This is a genomic window from Alteribacter populi, assembly GCF_002352765.1.
In the GTDB taxonomy this organism is placed as follows: domain Bacteria; phylum Bacillota; class Bacilli; order Bacillales; family Salisediminibacteriaceae; genus Alteribacter; species Alteribacter populi.
On sequence record NZ_KZ293963.1, the window covers coordinates 2,983,023 to 2,998,553 of the forward strand.

A 15,531-nucleotide genomic window follows, 5' to 3' on the forward strand; every position below is an offset into this window, starting at 1 on the left:
CTGGTGGGGGGAGTTCAAATGCACAAATATATTATTCGTCGAGTACTTCAGTTCGTTCCAATGCTTTTTCTTGTAACTGTGCTTGTATTTGGACTCGCTAAAGCAGCGCCAGGAGATGTGTTGTCTGGTGAAATGCTTGATCCAAATATACCAGCAGAAGTGTTGGAAATGAGGAGAGAAGCGTTAGGGTTGAATGATCCTATTCCTGTACAATATTGGAATTGGTTAACGTCAGTGGCTACAGGTGACTTAGGAACTTCCATGCAATATACAGGAAGAGCGGTAAGTGATCTCATTCAATCGAGAATTATGAATACGTTTTACTTATCCATATTTGCTTTAGTAGTAACATTAGTGATTGCAATTCCAATCGGAATTTATTCCGCTACGAGAAAATATTCTCTATTTGATTATGGAGCTACGACCTTTGCCTTTTTAGGTCTGGCCACACCGAACTTTTTTGCCGCATTACTAGCCATTTACCTCTTAAGTTTTCAACTTGGCTGGTTTCCTGCCCAAGGCTCTACTTCAGCTGTCGGGTTAAGCGGATTCGAATTGTTCTTAGATAAACTTAGACACCTTGTTTTGCCCGGGTTTACACTGGGTCTGGCCAGTACAGCTATGTATATGCGATACATGCGTACTGAAATCCTAGAAATCAAAGGTAGTGACTTTATCCGAACAGCAAAAGCAAAAGGGTTAACGAATCATTCTGTTTTGTACAAGCATACGTTACGAAATGCATTAATCCCAATTATTACTTTACTTGGTGTAGAGTTTGGGTTACTTCTAAGCGGGGCTGTAATAACGGAAAATGTATTTAACTACCCCGGGCTTGGAACATTATTTTTAAATGCCATTACCAATCGAGATTATCCTGTGATAATGGCAATTAACTTAATTCTTGCAATCTCGATATTAGTCGGAAATCTATTAGCTGATATATTTTATGCAGTTGTGGATCCGCGCATCCGTTATGATTGAGGTGAAAGCTGATGGAAACACAAATGAATCAAAAAGTAGATGCTACACCACCTACTGGAAATAATGGTATAGAGAAAAGCTTAAGCCCTTTTCAATTGGCCATGCGCCGATTCCTACGAAACAAATTAGCCATTGTCGGACTTTTAATTCTTGCATTTTTTGTTATTGTGGCGATTTTTGCCGATGTGATTGCACCCCACAGTCCGACAGAGCATAACTATTATAACATTGAAGCAAAAGCATCTTCAGATCATTGGTTAGGAACAGATAGTTCTGGGAGAGATAACTTTTCTAGACTCGTATATGGATCAAGGATCTCATTAACTATTGGATTTTTTGCAATGCTTTTCACCGTTCTTCTTGGTGTTACATTAGGTTCATTAGCAGGATATTATGGTAAAAAAATTGATAGTCTGATTATGAGAGCTACCGACTTGATGATGATACTACCATTTCTACTCCTTGTATTAACGATCATTGCGATCGTGGAGAAAATTAACATTTTTATTTTTGTCACCATCATTGCACTAACCACTTGGCCCAATTTAACAAGGATCATTCGAGCAACATTTCTATCATTAAGGGAGAAGGAGTTTATACTCGGAGCTAGGTCCATTGGGGCATCAGATGCGAGGATTATCTTTAAGCATTTTTTACCCAATGCTGTTGGTCCAATTATCGTTAACGCAACGCTAATGATGGCGTTGATGATTATCATCGAATCCGCTCTAAGTTTTATTGGTTTTGGCATTCCTCAACCTACGCCTACATGGGGGAATATGATTACTGAGGCGAACAATTTGCGAATTCTTGAAAACAACTGGGAATCCTGGCTTCCACCGGGAATTGCAATTTTATTAACTGTTTTAGCGATCAACTTTATTGGAGATGGACTCCGTGATGCCTTTGATCCAAAAAGTAATTATTAAAAACAACTTCTATAAGCTTCAAAAAGAGCCGCCCAATATGGGTGGCTTTTTTAAAGAACTAAAAAAGCAAAAAAATCTAAGTTTCAATGTTTAGCTCTAGGCGCCATCGGCTCGTGTCAAATAACCTGCCCGATTAAAAGTAAAAAGCACTTTTTATCGGACAGAACATCTGCATTTCGTCGGGTAATCGGGCGCCTTGCGCTTTTCTTGAGAAGGTAAGAAAGTATTTGTGAACAGCTACCTTCACGGCAAATGAGTGTAAAGAATTAATGTACCGGTTCCCATAATTTTATAGGAAAAAAGTATGGTTTTATAACATAAGACAAATTAGCTTCAAAAAAGTTTGAAATTTCTGTGCATACAATTGAAATACGGTGTATAATGTTCCGTGAACAATCAAGAAAAGTCATGTTTTAGTTCATTCAGATTTCCTAACCCATTTATCATGATTTAGAGTAAGCGTAGGGATATATGAGAATAAACGATAATTGCAGGGAGGAATTAGTCAGGACTATTGATTCATATACTATCTTGTCTGGTTTTTTATGGGACAAGGTTTATGCACATATCAAGTAATATTTGTGTATTACATTCTTATTCTGAATGGCATGGCCTTATTATTTTGATATAGTAAATTCTGGGTTGGGAGTTTTTTTAAAAGTTAAAGATCTAGAAGGTTGTTTGTCGTTTGGATCAGGTAAATTTATGAAAATCGATGGTTCACCTTTACTTTTATTTATCAGACAATTAAAATAATTTCTAATGTTACACAATTGTTAGGAAATTGAAAATAAAATAAAACATTGACAATCTATTAAAAACTATAATAGTATTTTAATTAACGTAAATTTTTATTATTTTCAGAAAATATTGAAGGGTTTGATTATCCTATGAGCAAGCAAAGTGCGCTTTTAGAGATAAACGATTTGCATACAGGCTTCAACATCGACGGTGAAATTCATCATGCCGTAAAAGGTGTATCCTTCGATGTAAAACCGAAAGAAGTTGTCTGCGTCGTTGGGGAATCAGGTTGTGGGAAAAGTGTTATGTCTCTTTCTATTATGCATTTGCTACCTAAGCATAATGGAAAAATAGATAAAGGTAAGATTCTTTTCCAAGGAAATGATTTATCTCATTTGTCAGATAAGGAAATGAATAAAATTCGCGGAAAAGACATTAGTATGATTTTTCAAGAGCCAATGACGGCTCTAAACCCGGTAATGACGATCGGGTTCCAAATGGATGAGGTATTGCTCAACCACATGAACATTTCAAATGAAGAGGTAAGGAAGAAGAGTATTACGCTGTTAAAGGATGTAGGAATTTCTCGGTCAGAACAAATTGTCCATGAATATCCTCATCAATTATCAGGGGGAATGCGGCAACGAGTCATGATTGCGATGGCTATAGCGTGTGAGCCTAAGTTATTGATTGCAGACGAACCGACAACTGCTTTGGACGTTACCGTTCAGGCTCAAATACTTGAATTGATTAACAAGATTCAAGAGGACAAAGGGATGGCTGTGTTGTTGATCACACATGACCTTGGGGTAGTAGCTGAAATGGCTGATCGAGTAGTCGTAATGTACGCTGGACAAGTTGTCGAACAGTCGGATGTGGACCGTATTTTCCATGATCCTAAGCACCCCTACACAAAAGCTCTCCTTGGCTCAATTCCAAAGTTAGAAGAGAAGATGGAAGAATTAAATACGATCAAAGGTATCGTCCCTTCTTTAACAAAGATGCCCAAGGTTGGTTGCCGTTTTGTCGATCGGTGTCCGGAAGCAATGCCTGAATGTAATCAGTTTGATCCACAGCTAGGAGAAACAGATAAAGGACACGCTGTTCGCTGTTTACTTTATGAAACAAGTCAACCAGGTAAAAAAGCGGAGGTGCGGTCATGACGCAACAACAAAAGTCAGAACATTTGCTCGAAATAAAAGAGTTAAAAAAATACTACCCAGTTCGCGGTGGGTTTTTTCGCCGGAGAATTGGAGATGTAAAAGCAGTAGATAACATCTCTTTTGATTTGAAGCGAGGAGAAACATTTGGGCTTGTTGGAGAGTCTGGTTGCGGAAAATCGACAGCTGGAAGAACCATCACTCGTTTGTTCAAACCAACGAGTGGAGAAATCTTTTTCGAAGGGGAAAACATCACAAATATTTATGGATCAAAGCTTCGTAACATGCGGAAAGATATTCAAATGGTGTTTCAAGATCCTTATGCCTCATTGAATCCGAAAATGATGGTAGGAAGTATCGTATCAGAGCCGATTTTGAATTACCGGAATGTTTCAGAAAAAAAAGTTCGTGATGAAGTGATGGACTTATTAACAAAAGTTGGCTTGCCTGAAGACGCATATTTCAAGTATCCACATGAATTTTCCGGAGGTCAGCGACAGCGAATTGGTATAGCAAGGGCTTTGGCTTTAAAGCCTAAACTCATTGTTGCAGACGAACCCGTATCGGCCTTGGACGTATCTGTACAATCTCAGGTGTTAAATCTTTTGAAGAGCTTGCAAAAAGAATTTAACCTTACATTATTATTTATCGCCCATGACTTAAGTGTCGTAAAACATATGAGTGATCGAATCGGTGTTATGTATCTTGGAAACCTGGTGGAAGTAGCAGATGCAGATGAGATTTATCGCAACCCAAAACACCCTTATACAAAAGCGTTAATCTCTGCTATTCCTCAACCGGACCCGCGAAACAAAAGCGAGCGGATTATTTTAAAGGGGGATGTACCTAGTCCCATGAATCCTCCGGTAGGTTGTCCGTTCCACCCAAGATGTCCAGAAGCGATGCCGGAATGTAGTGAGAAAAAGCCTCATTTAAAGGAGGTGAACCAAGGCCAAACGGTTTCTTGTTTACTCTATCAATAACGAGTTTATTCATTAAAATTAACATTAAGGGGGATTTACTAGAATGAAAAAATCGTTACTTTTGTTGCTCGCGATGTTACTTTCAATCTCTATTCTGGTAGTAGCTTGTGGAGACGATTCAGAAGATCCGGTTGATGCGGATCCAGAAGAAGAAGACGTAGATGATGATGCAGATGCAGACGAAGATGCGGATGGAGACAGCGGTGATGACACTGCTCAAGATGACGCTCCTCAAGGTGGAACAGTGACTTACGGTTTTACACAGCCGTTTGCAGGGTTGTTTGACTGGGCTCACTATGAAGGTGAAGATGACAGTTTAGCACTTAAAATTTTCAATGGAGACGCTTTAGTAAAAACGGGTGACGATCTGTTGCCAGAGCCTAGCTTAGCGCATACGTTTGAAGTTTCTGATGATGGCTATGTCGTAACGTTTGAACTTGAAGAAGGCGTTATGTGGCACAACGGAGAAGAACTTACTGGCGACGATTTCAAATTCGCTTGGGAAGTCATTGCTCACCCGGACTATGAAGGTCCTCGTTGGTCTAACGTGAACATTATTGAAGGTGCACAAGAAGTAAAAGACGGTGAAGCTGACGAAATTTCCGGTGTTAACATCGTGGATGACTATACAATTGAAGTGACTGTTGTCGATCCTGCGCCTAACACTGTAGATAGCCTTTGGACTTATCCAATGCCAAAAGCTCACTTAGAGCATCTTGAGGTAGCTGAAATAGAAGATGCTGATGAGGTTCGTCGTGAGCCGGTAGGACTTGGTGCATACAAAGTAACTAACATTGTACCTGGTGAACAAGTAGAGTTCGAAGCATTCGAAGACTACTGGAGAGGTGCTCCTAACCTAGAAGGTGTCGTTTATAAAATCATTGATGGATCGATGGCTGCAGAGCTACTAGTTCAGGGTGAAGTTGATATTATTGATTTGCCACCAAGTCAAGCGGTGACGCTTGAAGGGGACGATTCCGTTTACCTTGAAGAAGTCGAAGCATTATCCTACAGCTATGTTGGTTTCAAACTAGGACATTGGGATGGCGAAGAAAACATCATGGATAATCCTAAGTTTGAAGATGTAAGAGTTCGTCAAGCCATTGCACATGCGCTTGATCGTCAAGGGATTATTGACTCCTTCAGTGAAGGATACGGAACGGTCATTAACGCACCTGAATCCGTAATTAGCTGGGCATACCCAGATGAGTCTACCCTTAATCAGTACGAGTATGATGAAGATAAATCAAAAGAACTGCTTGCTGAAGCAGGATTTGAAGATGTAACAGGAGATGGGTTTGTAGAGAACGCAGATGGAGAAGAGTTTACTGTGAACTTCATGGCGATGTCTGGTAGCGATATTTCGGAGCCACGTGCGCAGTATATCGTCCAAAACCTTCAAGACGTAGGAATCAATGCACAATTGCAAGATGGTCAACTGTTTGAATTTAACCTTTTCTATGACTTAGTTGAAGAAGACGATCCAGACATTGACTTGTTCATGGGTGCATGGGGTCTTTCACCTGATCCAGATCCAACTGGTCTTTGGAGTGTAGATGACTTCTGGAACTTCCCACGTTGGGTTAATGAAGATTCAGAAGAGCTAATTGCTGATGGTTTAAGTGATGAAGCATTAGATATTGACTATCGTACAAATGTCTATCAAGAGTGGCATCAGCTTGTGAATGAAGAGTTACCACTTATTCCTTTGAACTCTCCAATTGACGTTTATGGAATCTCTAGTGATGTTCACGGTGTAACACCGGACATTCGTGATGCGATTACTGATCCGCACCTATGGTACAGAGAAAATTAATTTGAGTCATTTGTAGTACTGGACTTTATTGCGGAAAGATTGCATGAATAAGTGCTCAGCAAGGAGAAATGATCATGTTACTTTACACAATACGAAGAATTTTCATCATGATACCGATTATGATTATGATCTCCATTGTGGTATTCGCCCTGGCATTAGCTATGCCAGGGGATGCCCTTTCCGGGCAAATCGATCCTGCAAACTCCTCTCCTGAATATGTCGAAGAGATGAGAGACCGACTCGGCCTAAATGATCCCGTCCATGTGCAATACGCACGATGGGCAGGTAACATTTTGCAGTGGGATTTTGGACGGTCGTTTAATCATCGTATGCCAGTAACAGAGGTCATTGGTCAACGGTTACCGAATACAATTCTGCTTTCGGCTTTATCGTTAATCATTACGTATATACTGGCCTTTTTCATGGGGCGTTATGCGGGTCGTAACCCATATACCATTGGAGATTATGGTATTCAAGGCTTAAACTATTTAATGTTAGCGATACCTAGCTTCGTAGCAGCCATTTTTGCGATATTTTTCTTCTCGTTCCAGTTAGGTTGGTTCCCTGCAACAGGCAGTATTAGTTCAGGTGTTGAACCTGGAACGATGGAATACTATCTAAGTAAATTGAAGCATGCGGCTTTACCGGCTTTAGTTCTTGGTGGATTAACGACAGCTAGTTATACGCAATTTTTACGTAATGACATTATTGAAAGTGCTCAAAAGGACTATGTGCGAACTGCACGAGCGAAGGGTACTCCTGAAGGACGCATTTATAACAAACATATATTACGTAACTCGGTTATTCCAATTGTTACGTTATTTGGATTTGACATTGCAAGTATCATCGGCGGTGCCGTTATTATCGAAACAGTGTTTTCTTACCCTGGAATTGGCCAATTATTGATTAGTTCTATTGATAACCGGGACTCCTCAGTAGTACTCGCGATTACGCTAATGCTATCGATTGCAACACTGATTGGTAACTTGATAGCGGACCTCGTATACGGTGTGGTAGATCCAAGGATAAGGGTAGAATAGAGGTGGAATTATGGCAGTAACTGTAAATGCTCAGAAAGCAGAGGATTTAAAGAAAAAGGCCAAAAAGCAATCTCCATGGGCGATTGCGCGCCGAAAACTGTTTCGAAATAAACTAGCAATGATTAGTTTGGGGTTTCTAGTGGTAGTAACGATATTAGCTTATCTTGCGCCTTTTATTGCTCCGTTTGACCCTACACGAGTAGATATCATAAATCGTAACCAGCCGCCTGGAGGAGATTACCTACTTGGAACCGATAATTCCGGAAGAGATGTTTTTTCTCTCCTTTTATATGGAGCTAGAACATCACTCACGATTGGATTTGTCTGTATGATCGCTGTTGTTACTATTGGAACGGTCATCGGATCGATTTCTGGTTATTACGGTGGTTGGGTTGACGCTGTATTGATGCGTTTCACAGACTTCATGATGAACTTCCCTTTCCTCGTATTTGTTATCGTTTTAGCATCGATTTTCCGTGAAGCTGGGATTTGGGCATTAATTATTGTGATTAGTGCACTATCGTGGACTGGGGCCGCTAGGGTTGTCCGAAGTAAAACGATGTCGGAAAAAGAGAACGAATACGTTATGGCGGCAATCTCAATAGGTGGTTCGCCGTTCAAAGTTATTCGGAAGCACTTATTACCGAATGTCATGACAACGATTATTGTACAAGCAACATTATTACTGGCGGTTATGATTGTCGCTGAAACGGCATTAAGTTTCTTAGGTTTTGGGGTTCCTTCTGGCACTGCGAGTTGGGGGAATATGATGCAGGAAGCGCGTCAACCGCACGTTATTCGTGAATTATGGTGGATTTGGGTTCCACCTGCATTAGCGATTACGTTTACAATTCTCTCCATCAACTTTATTGGAGAAGGGGTTAAAGATGCTTTTAATCCAAAATCAGCAAGGTAAGGTTACATAGCCTGTCATATTTCAATAATTATTGACAGGTTATGTAATCTTTCAATATCTTATCACATGCAAAAGAAGCGCGGTTTCCGTGCTTTTTTTGCGTGGTGGAAGAGAGGGAATGTATTTCTAATCATAAATGAAGTACAATTGAGTGAAGGGAAATGTTGAAAAGGTTGTGAGATTGAAGGATGGATTGGAAGGAAAACGATCAATACTGGATGAAACAAGCGATCCGTGAAGCCAAACGAGCTGAAGCGCTGGGTGAAGTTCCGATTGGTGCTGTCATTGTAAAGGATGAAGCGATTATAGGTAAAGGTTATAACTTACGTGAGTCGAACCAAGTGGCTACTTCTCATGCAGAAATGACTGCAATTGAAAAAGCGTGTGAAACGGTTGGGAGCTGGAGGCTGGTAGACTGTACGCTTTATGTCACCCTTGAACCGTGTCCGATGTGCGCAGGAGCGATTGTTCAATCCAGACTACATCGTGTTGTTTTTGGTGCTAGTGACCCCAAAGCAGGATGTTGCGGTACACTGATGAATTTACTTGATGAACCGAGATTCAACCACCAAGTTATCGTGACAAGCGGTGTTGTTGAAAGCGAATGTTCATTATTACTTTCCACCTTCTTTAAAGAACTACGAGAGCGAAAGAAAAGAATGAAACGATTAAAGAGCAGGGAGGAATTAACATGAAGCCAAACCAATTTTCTTTAGAAACAGCTCAAGTTTTGTCAAAAAAATTAAATATGCCAATTGAACACATTATGCATACTCCTCCACATATTATTATGGCAAAATTAAAGCAGCTGGAGGATGAAGAGCAAAACAATGAAGAGGGTGCAGAAGATAAAGGGGAATAACATACTTCATATAACAAGTATCGGATTACAAATGTTACCTCTTTATGATTAACTGTATCTATTGCAATTCTCGTGTAAAAAGATTATACTAGGTTATGCGTCATTAAAGACGCCACAAAAAATGTTATCAACTTTGCCGTGCTAAACGGGGAGGTAGCGGTGCCCTGTACTCGCAATCCGCTATAGCGAGGTCGAATCCCTTCCCTAGGTTTTAGCATCGTAGGGTCTGCCCTAAGTAAGTGGTGTTGACATTTGGGTTCCACGCAACGGAAAGCTGTGAACCCTGTCAGGTCCGGAAGGAAGCAGCAGTAAGCGGTTCCTTCCGTGTGCCGTGGAGTCGCCTGGATCGAGCTAACTGCTTAGGTAACGCCTGGGGTGTTAATCCCGAAGGAAGGTGCACGGCTTTATACATAATCAATGCGAAAAGCAGTTACCGCTTAAGGTAACTGCTTTTTTGAGCATTCGGAAGCATGGTTTGACAGTATTTTAACCTCAAAAAGCTTAAAGTTTATGATAACAGTCTGTCTTAAAGTCAACAAAATAACTGCTTCATTAAGAAACCATGATGGCTGAGTCATCACTATTGCATTATTACGATTGAAGAAAGCAGAAGAATCATTTTGAAATTGAAAAGCCGAATCGGTATAATAAGGATGAAATACAAAATTTAAATTGCAGTGAACGTTAGCGGTACCAAAAGAGGTCATTAGAAAGGGGGAGGAAAATGAGCTATCAGGCACTTTACCGCGTCTGGCGTCCGAGGATTTTATCAGATGTCGTTGGACAGGAACATATCACCAAGACATTAAAAAACGCCTTGCTTCAACAAAAGCTCTCCCACGCATATTTGTTTACTGGACCTCGAGGAACAGGGAAAACAAGTGCTGCTAAGATCATTGCCAAAGCGATCAATTGCGAGCATGCTCCAGTAGAAGAACCGTGTAATGAATGTACAGCCTGCCTTGGTATATCTGATGGATCTGTTGTTGATGTAATGGAAATTGATGCAGCGAGTAATAATGGTGTGGATGAAATTCGAGACATTAGAGATAAAGTGAAATTTGCACCCAGCTCTGTACGGTACAAAGTTTATATTATCGATGAAGTACATATGCTTTCCACCGGAGCTTTCAATGCTTTGTTAAAAACATTAGAAGAGCCCCCGCGGCATGTGATCTTTATATTAGCAACAACAGAACCTCATAAAATTCCGTTAACCATCATATCTAGGTGTCAGCGTTTTGATTTCAAACGAATTTCATCGGATTCGATGGTTGGTCGAATGCAGGAAATTATTCAGGCATCTAACATTGATGTTGCAGAAGATGCGCTTGGAATGATCGCTCGGGCATCAGAGGGTGGTATGCGTGATGCGCTCAGTTTATTAGATCAAGCCATCTCATACGCAGAAGAACGTGTTACACTTAACGACGTACTCTCGATTATTGGCGCCGTTTCACAACAGCTTTTATTTGATATTGCTGAATCTCTAAAAGAGAAAGATGTTGCTAAAGCATTAAAAACGATTGATGCTGTTATAAAGGAAGGAAAAGATCCAAATCGCTTTTTAGAAGACATGATTTACTTCTATCGCGATGTTTTACTTTTTAAAACAGCACCTTCATTAACGGATTCATTAGAACGGGTTACTGCAGACGAGCACTTTGTATCTTTAGCAGAGACACTATCTTCACGATGGATTTATAAGGTTATGGAGCTTCTGAATCATTTTCAACAAGAGATGAAGTGGTCTAATCATCCCAAGGTATTCCTAGAATTATTTGTTGTTCAAGCTTGCCACCAAAAAGATTCTCATACCAATGAAGGGACAGCGCCAGATACTGATACGGTGAAAAAGCTCGTTTCAAAGGTGAATGAATTGGAGCAAACGATCCAACGACTACAAACCAACCCAGGTAATAGTAATGAGGGGAACGGACAATCGAATAGACCGTCGCAACCTAAACCAGTAGCCAAAAACCGAGCAGCTTCAGCAAGTAAGAGCCGTGGCCAAATGGGCAGAGTACGAGAGATGTTGTCCAAAGCGAGTAAAGCACATCTACAATCATTGTCGAGTCAATGGGGGCAAGTTTCCGAACAAGTAAAAGTAAAAAGCGTCCCAGCTTCAGCTTGGTTAAACGACTGTAAACCTGTAGCGTGCTCTGAAGATCAAGTTGTTCTTGCTTTCAAAAATGAAATGCACCGCGATATGATTGATACGAAGTTTCGCTCTATCGTGGAGGATGTCATTGCATCTACAATGAATAAAAAGATGGTTGTTCTCACGCTCCTTTCTGCACATTGGGAGGAAACGAAAGATTCTTTTGTAAAAGATCAGCGAGGAGACGAGGGTGCAGAGGAAACGGATCCGGTAGTGGACGAAGCGATTAAACTCGTCGGCGAAGACTTAGTAGAAATAAAGGACTAAAATAACGAACGAATCGAAAGAGAGGAAGATATTTATGAAAAACATGGGTAATATGATGAAGCAAATGCAAAAGATGCAAAAGGAAATGACGAAGGCTCAGGAGCAGTTGAAAGAGGAAACAGTTGAAGCTACTGCCGGTGGTGGAATGGTGACTGTCGTTGTTAGTGGAGAAAAGCGAGTAATGGACATTCAAATTAAAGAAGAAGTAGTCGACCCCGATGACGTTGAAATGCTTCAAGACCTAGTATTAGCTGCAACGAACGAAGCGTTAAGCCAAGTAGATGAGCTAGTCAATGAGAGAATGGGCAAATTTACAAAAGGCATGAACCTGCCAGGAATGTTTTAAGATTGAATAGGGTGCCTCAAAAGGTTGATTTTTAACCTTTTTGAGGCACCCGTGATATTTAACGCCAGCGATCCCCCTTTGAACCTGCCTCTTCATTTGTATATTTAGAAGCTAATGGCTTTACTGGAGTCATCTGGCGTTTTAATGGAAGGAGAGTCCGCCGTGCAATACCCAGAACCTATATCAAAACTTATTGAAGGTTTTATGCGCTTACCTGGTATCGGTCCAAAGACAGCTGCGAGGTTAGCTTTTTACGTTTTAGATATGAAAGAAGACGACGTGCTGGACTTCGCCAAAGCTTTAGTTAATGCGAAACGAAATCTTACCTATTGCTCTGTATGTCATCACATCACAGACACCGATCCGTGCCGTATTTGTGACGATCAATCTCGTGATCGTTCGGTTGTTTGTATCGTACAAGAATCAAAAGATGTTATTGCGATGGAGAAAATGAGAGAGTTTCAAGGATTGTACCATGTTCTCCATGGTGCTATTTCTCCTGTAGATGGAATCGGGCCAGAAGATATTCACATCCCAGATCTTTTAAAAAGACTTCAAGATGAGACTGTTCAAGAAGTCATTATAGCAACTAACCCTAATATTGAAGGGGAAGCAACAGCGATGTACATTTCACGTCTTGTAAAGCCGACGGGGATTAAAGTGACTAGAATTGCCCATGGCCTACCTGTAGGCGGGGATTTGGAATATGCTGATGAAGTTACATTATCCAAAGCTATTGAAGGCAGAAGAGAGCTATAGTTCTGGATAAAAGGAGAATGGTGTATGTTCTTTAGAAAAAAAGGAAAAATTAGACGCCAGGAAGACGAGCGGTTACTAAATAAAATCGATATGCTAAAAATGGATTTGGACCAACAAAAAAGTATGATCTCCCGCAGTGATGATTATCAAGACAATCTATTATATCGTTCTAAGATAACAGAAGTGAAATATCTATTTCTTTTAAAAGAAATTCGTCATCGGCGTGCTTCTAAAACATTCTGATTGTTCTAGTTGGTTTGATGTTTGCATAAAGTAGAGGGAGGCTTGTCATTGGTCAAGCCTTACTATAGTCAAAGGGTGTGGTTAAAGTGGAACCAATCTTTGTATTATCTCTACTAGGTGCAGGCATTTTTTTATTATTAATTTTAGGAGCCCCTATGAAACCTCTTAGATTTATTGGACAAGGGGCGATTCGCTTGTTGATTGGAGCCTTATTTTTATTCTTTTTAAATGCATTCGGCTCGTTATTTGATTATCAGCTTCCAATCAACATAATGACGGCTTCTGTCTCGGGTTTTCTCGGGATACCGGGAATCATTGCTCTCATTATTATTGATATGTCAGTTTTGCCGTAATTTCTTCTTGTCAAAAGGCGGCTAGTTTGATATATTGTGTGAACGGCAATTAAATAAAGAAAAGCGCAAGCGCCTTGGTCACGAGCGACAAGCACTTTCGACTGGCTGATTGAACAGGCTAAAGTGTCCTCGAGCTCGTAGGCGCTGGAGCTAGACATTGAAACGTAGATTTTTATACTTTCTTTACTCTGAAACAAACACTTTTTAAAAATATTTTTTAAAAGTTGTTGACTTCTTATTGTCTAAGTGATATATTATTACTTGTCGCCGCAAAACAGACGGTGATTAAAAAGTTATTTTGACCTTTGAAAACTAAACAAAAAGCCAAGCGAAACGTGGGATATCGAGAGATATTCCGTCAATGAATTATTTATGATGTCAGAGACATCGAACTTTCTACGGAGAGTTTGATCCTGGCTCAGGACGAACGCTGGCGGCGTGCCTAATACATGCAAGTCGAGCGCGGGAAGCAAGTGGATCCCTTCGGGGTGAAACTTGTGGAACGAGCGGCGGACGGGTGAGTAACACGTGGGCAACCTGCCTCACAGACTGGGATAACTCCGGGAAACCGGGGCTAATACCGGATGATCAAAGGGATCGCATGATTCTTTTGTAAAAGTTGGGTTTTACCTAACACTGTGAGATGGGCCCGCGGCGCATTAGCTAGTTGGTGAGGTAGTGGCTCACCAAGGCGACGATGCGTAGCCGACCTGAGAGGGTGATCGGCCACACTGGGACTGAGACACGGCCCAGACTCCTACGGGAGGCAGCAGTAGGGAATCATCCGCAATGGGCGAAAGCCTGACGGTGCAACGCCGCGTGAGTGATGACGGTCTTCGGATTGTAAAGCTCTGTTGTTAGGGAAGAACAAGTGCCGTGCGAATAGAACGGCACCTTGACGGTACCTAACCAGAAAGCCCCGGCTAACTACGTGCCAGCAGCCGCGGTAATACGTAGGGGGCAAGCGTTGTCCGGAATTATTGGGCGTAAAGCGCGCGCAGGCGGTTCTTTAAGTCTGATGTGAAAGCCCACGGCTCAACCGTGGAGGGTCATTGGAAACTGGGGAACTTGAGTGTAGGAGAGGAAAGTGGAATTCCAAGTGTAGCGGTGAAATGCGTAGATATTTGGAGGAACACCAGTGGCGAAGGCGACTTTCTGGCCTACAACTGACGCTGAGGCGCGAAAGCGTGGGGAGCAAACAGGATTAGATACCCTGGTAGTCCACGCCGTAAACGATGAGTGCTAGGTGTTAGGGGTTTCGATACCCTTAGTGCCGAAGTTAACACATTAAGCACTCCGCCTGGGGAGTACGGCCGCAAGGCTGAAACTCAAAGGAATTGACGGGGGCCCGCACAAGCAGTGGAGCATGTGGTTTAATTCGAAGCAACGCGAAGAACCTTACCAGGTCTTGACATCCTCTGACACCCTTAGAGATAAGGCTTTCCCCTTCGGGGGACAGAGTGACAGGTGGTGCATGGTTGTCGTCAGCTCGTGTCGTGAGATGTTGGGTTAAGTCCCGCAACGAGCGCAACCCTTGATCTTAGTTGCCAGCATTAAGTTGGGCACTCTAAGGTGACTGCCGGTGACAAACCGGAGGAAGGTGGGGATGACGTCAAATCATCATGCCCCTTATGACCTGGGCTACACACGTGCTACAATGGATGGTACAAAGGGCAGCAAAGCCGCGAGGCCGAGCGAATCCCATAAAGCCATTCTCAGTTCGGATTGCAGGCTGCAACTCGCCTGCATGAAGCCGGAATTGCTAGTAATCGCGGATCAGCATGCCGCGGTGAATACGTTCCCGGGCCTTGTACACACCGCCCGTCACACCACGAGAGCTTGTAACACCCGAAGTCGGTGCGGTAACCTTTTGGAGCCAGCCGCCGAAGGTGGGACAGGTGATTGGGGTGAAGTCGTAACAAGGTATCCCTACCGGAAGGTGGGGATGGATCACCTCCTTTCTAAGGAGCT

At 41.8% G+C, this 15,531-nt stretch carries 14 protein-coding genes, 1 rRNA gene and 1 other RNA gene; all 16 read left to right on the forward strand.

Going from position 1 to position 15,531, the window contains the following annotated elements; translation table 11 throughout:
* The first annotated feature begins 18 nt into the window (after positions 1–18).
* The 16 genes from CDZ94_RS14040 (at position 19) to CDZ94_RS14115 (ending at position 15,521) form a co-directional block, all read left to right on the forward strand.
* Positions 19–984, forward strand: a complete 966-nt coding sequence (locus CDZ94_RS14040; RefSeq protein ID WP_096438075.1) for an ABC transporter permease — start codon at positions 19–21, stop codon at positions 982–984.
* A gap of 11 nt (positions 985–995) precedes the next feature.
* Positions 996–1,913, forward strand: a complete 918-nt coding sequence (opp4C, locus tag CDZ94_RS14045) for an oligopeptide ABC transporter permease (RefSeq protein WP_096438077.1) — start codon at positions 996–998, stop codon at positions 1,911–1,913.
* Between the two features lie 890 nt (positions 1,914–2,803).
* Entirely contained in the window at positions 2,804–3,817 is a 1,014-nt protein-coding gene (locus CDZ94_RS14050) for an ABC transporter ATP-binding protein (RefSeq protein WP_096438079.1), read from the forward strand.
* Complete coding sequence (locus tag CDZ94_RS14055; RefSeq protein WP_096438081.1) at positions 3,814–4,797, forward strand: ABC transporter ATP-binding protein; 984 nt, start codon at positions 3,814–3,816, stop codon at positions 4,795–4,797. The genes CDZ94_RS14050 and CDZ94_RS14055 overlap by 4 nt, the downstream gene beginning before the upstream one ends.
* A gap of 43 nt (positions 4,798–4,840) precedes the next feature.
* Complete coding sequence (gene opp4A, locus CDZ94_RS14060; protein ID WP_096438083.1) at positions 4,841–6,613, forward strand: oligopeptide ABC transporter substrate-binding protein; 1,773 nt, start codon at positions 4,841–4,843, stop codon at positions 6,611–6,613.
* Positions 6,614–6,687: 74 nt separating this feature from the next.
* Entirely contained in the window at positions 6,688–7,653 is a 966-nt protein-coding gene (opp4B, locus tag CDZ94_RS14065) for an oligopeptide ABC transporter permease (RefSeq protein ID WP_096438085.1), read from the forward strand.
* Between the two features lie 10 nt (positions 7,654–7,663).
* Entirely contained in the window at positions 7,664–8,569 is a 906-nt protein-coding gene (opp4C, locus tag CDZ94_RS14070) for an oligopeptide ABC transporter permease (RefSeq protein ID WP_096438087.1), read from the forward strand.
* 188 nt (positions 8,570–8,757) lie between these two features.
* The gene (tadA, locus tag CDZ94_RS14075; RefSeq protein WP_096438089.1) at positions 8,758–9,264 is read left to right on the forward strand and encodes a tRNA adenosine(34) deaminase TadA; all 507 of its coding nucleotides are present in this window, start codon (positions 8,758–8,760) and stop codon (positions 9,262–9,264) included.
* On the forward strand, positions 9,261–9,431 hold the full coding sequence (locus tag CDZ94_RS14080; protein WP_096438091.1) for a YycC family protein: 171 nt from the start codon (positions 9,261–9,263) through the stop codon (positions 9,429–9,431). Before tadA ends, CDZ94_RS14080 begins: the two co-directional genes overlap by 4 nt.
* A gap of 136 nt (positions 9,432–9,567) precedes the next feature.
* Positions 9,568–9,833, forward strand: an RNA gene (ffs, locus tag CDZ94_RS14085) — signal recognition particle sRNA large type.
* 322 nt (positions 9,834–10,155) lie between these two features.
* Positions 10,156–11,859, forward strand: coding sequence for a DNA polymerase III subunit gamma/tau (gene dnaX, locus CDZ94_RS14090; protein ID WP_096438093.1), 1,704 nt, complete (start codon positions 10,156–10,158; stop codon positions 11,857–11,859).
* A 34-nt stretch (positions 11,860–11,893) separates the two neighbouring features.
* Positions 11,894–12,205 (forward strand): YbaB/EbfC family nucleoid-associated protein, encoded by a 312-nt coding sequence (locus CDZ94_RS14095; RefSeq protein WP_096438095.1) that lies wholly within the window; start codon positions 11,894–11,896, stop codon positions 12,203–12,205.
* Positions 12,206–12,367: 162 nt separating this feature from the next.
* The gene (recR, locus tag CDZ94_RS14100) at positions 12,368–12,964 is read left to right on the forward strand and encodes a recombination mediator RecR (protein ID WP_096438096.1); all 597 of its coding nucleotides are present in this window, start codon (positions 12,368–12,370) and stop codon (positions 12,962–12,964) included.
* A gap of 24 nt (positions 12,965–12,988) precedes the next feature.
* On the forward strand, positions 12,989–13,207 hold the full coding sequence (locus tag CDZ94_RS14105; RefSeq protein ID WP_096438097.1) for a YaaL family protein: 219 nt from the start codon (positions 12,989–12,991) through the stop codon (positions 13,205–13,207).
* 86 nt (positions 13,208–13,293) lie between these two features.
* Complete coding sequence (locus tag CDZ94_RS14110) at positions 13,294–13,560, forward strand: pro-sigmaK processing inhibitor BofA family protein (RefSeq protein ID WP_096438099.1); 267 nt, start codon at positions 13,294–13,296, stop codon at positions 13,558–13,560.
* A gap of 395 nt (positions 13,561–13,955) precedes the next feature.
* A 16S ribosomal RNA gene (locus CDZ94_RS14115) occupies positions 13,956–15,521 on the forward strand.
* Positions 15,522–15,531 lie beyond the last annotated feature (10 nt).

What these genes read in the sequence shown, in the direction of transcription:
- CDZ94_RS14040 (WP_096438075.1), top strand. Translation starts at nt 19, where the DNA reads ATGCACAAATATATTATTCGTCGAGTACTTCAGTTCGTTCCAATGCTT.
- opp4C (WP_096438077.1), top strand. Translation starts at nt 996, where the DNA reads ATGGAAACACAAATGAATCAAAAAGTAGATGCTACACCACCTACTGGA.
- CDZ94_RS14050 (WP_096438079.1), top strand. Translation starts at nt 2,804, where the DNA reads ATGAGCAAGCAAAGTGCGCTTTTAGAGATAAACGATTTGCATACAGGC.
- CDZ94_RS14055 (WP_096438081.1), top strand. Translation starts at nt 3,814, where the DNA reads ATGACGCAACAACAAAAGTCAGAACATTTGCTCGAAATAAAAGAGTTA.
- opp4A (WP_096438083.1), top strand. Translation starts at nt 4,841, where the DNA reads ATGAAAAAATCGTTACTTTTGTTGCTCGCGATGTTACTTTCAATCTCT.
- opp4B (WP_096438085.1), top strand. Translation starts at nt 6,688, where the DNA reads ATGTTACTTTACACAATACGAAGAATTTTCATCATGATACCGATTATG.
- opp4C (WP_096438087.1), top strand. Translation starts at nt 7,664, where the DNA reads ATGGCAGTAACTGTAAATGCTCAGAAAGCAGAGGATTTAAAGAAAAAG.
- tadA (WP_096438089.1), top strand. Translation starts at nt 8,758, where the DNA reads ATGGATTGGAAGGAAAACGATCAATACTGGATGAAACAAGCGATCCGT.
- CDZ94_RS14080 (WP_096438091.1), top strand. Translation starts at nt 9,261, where the DNA reads ATGAAGCCAAACCAATTTTCTTTAGAAACAGCTCAAGTTTTGTCAAAA.
- dnaX (WP_096438093.1), top strand. Translation starts at nt 10,156, where the DNA reads ATGAGCTATCAGGCACTTTACCGCGTCTGGCGTCCGAGGATTTTATCA.
- CDZ94_RS14095 (WP_096438095.1), top strand. Translation starts at nt 11,894, where the DNA reads ATGAAAAACATGGGTAATATGATGAAGCAAATGCAAAAGATGCAAAAG.
- CDZ94_RS14105 (WP_096438097.1), top strand. Translation starts at nt 12,989, where the DNA reads ATGTTCTTTAGAAAAAAAGGAAAAATTAGACGCCAGGAAGACGAGCGG.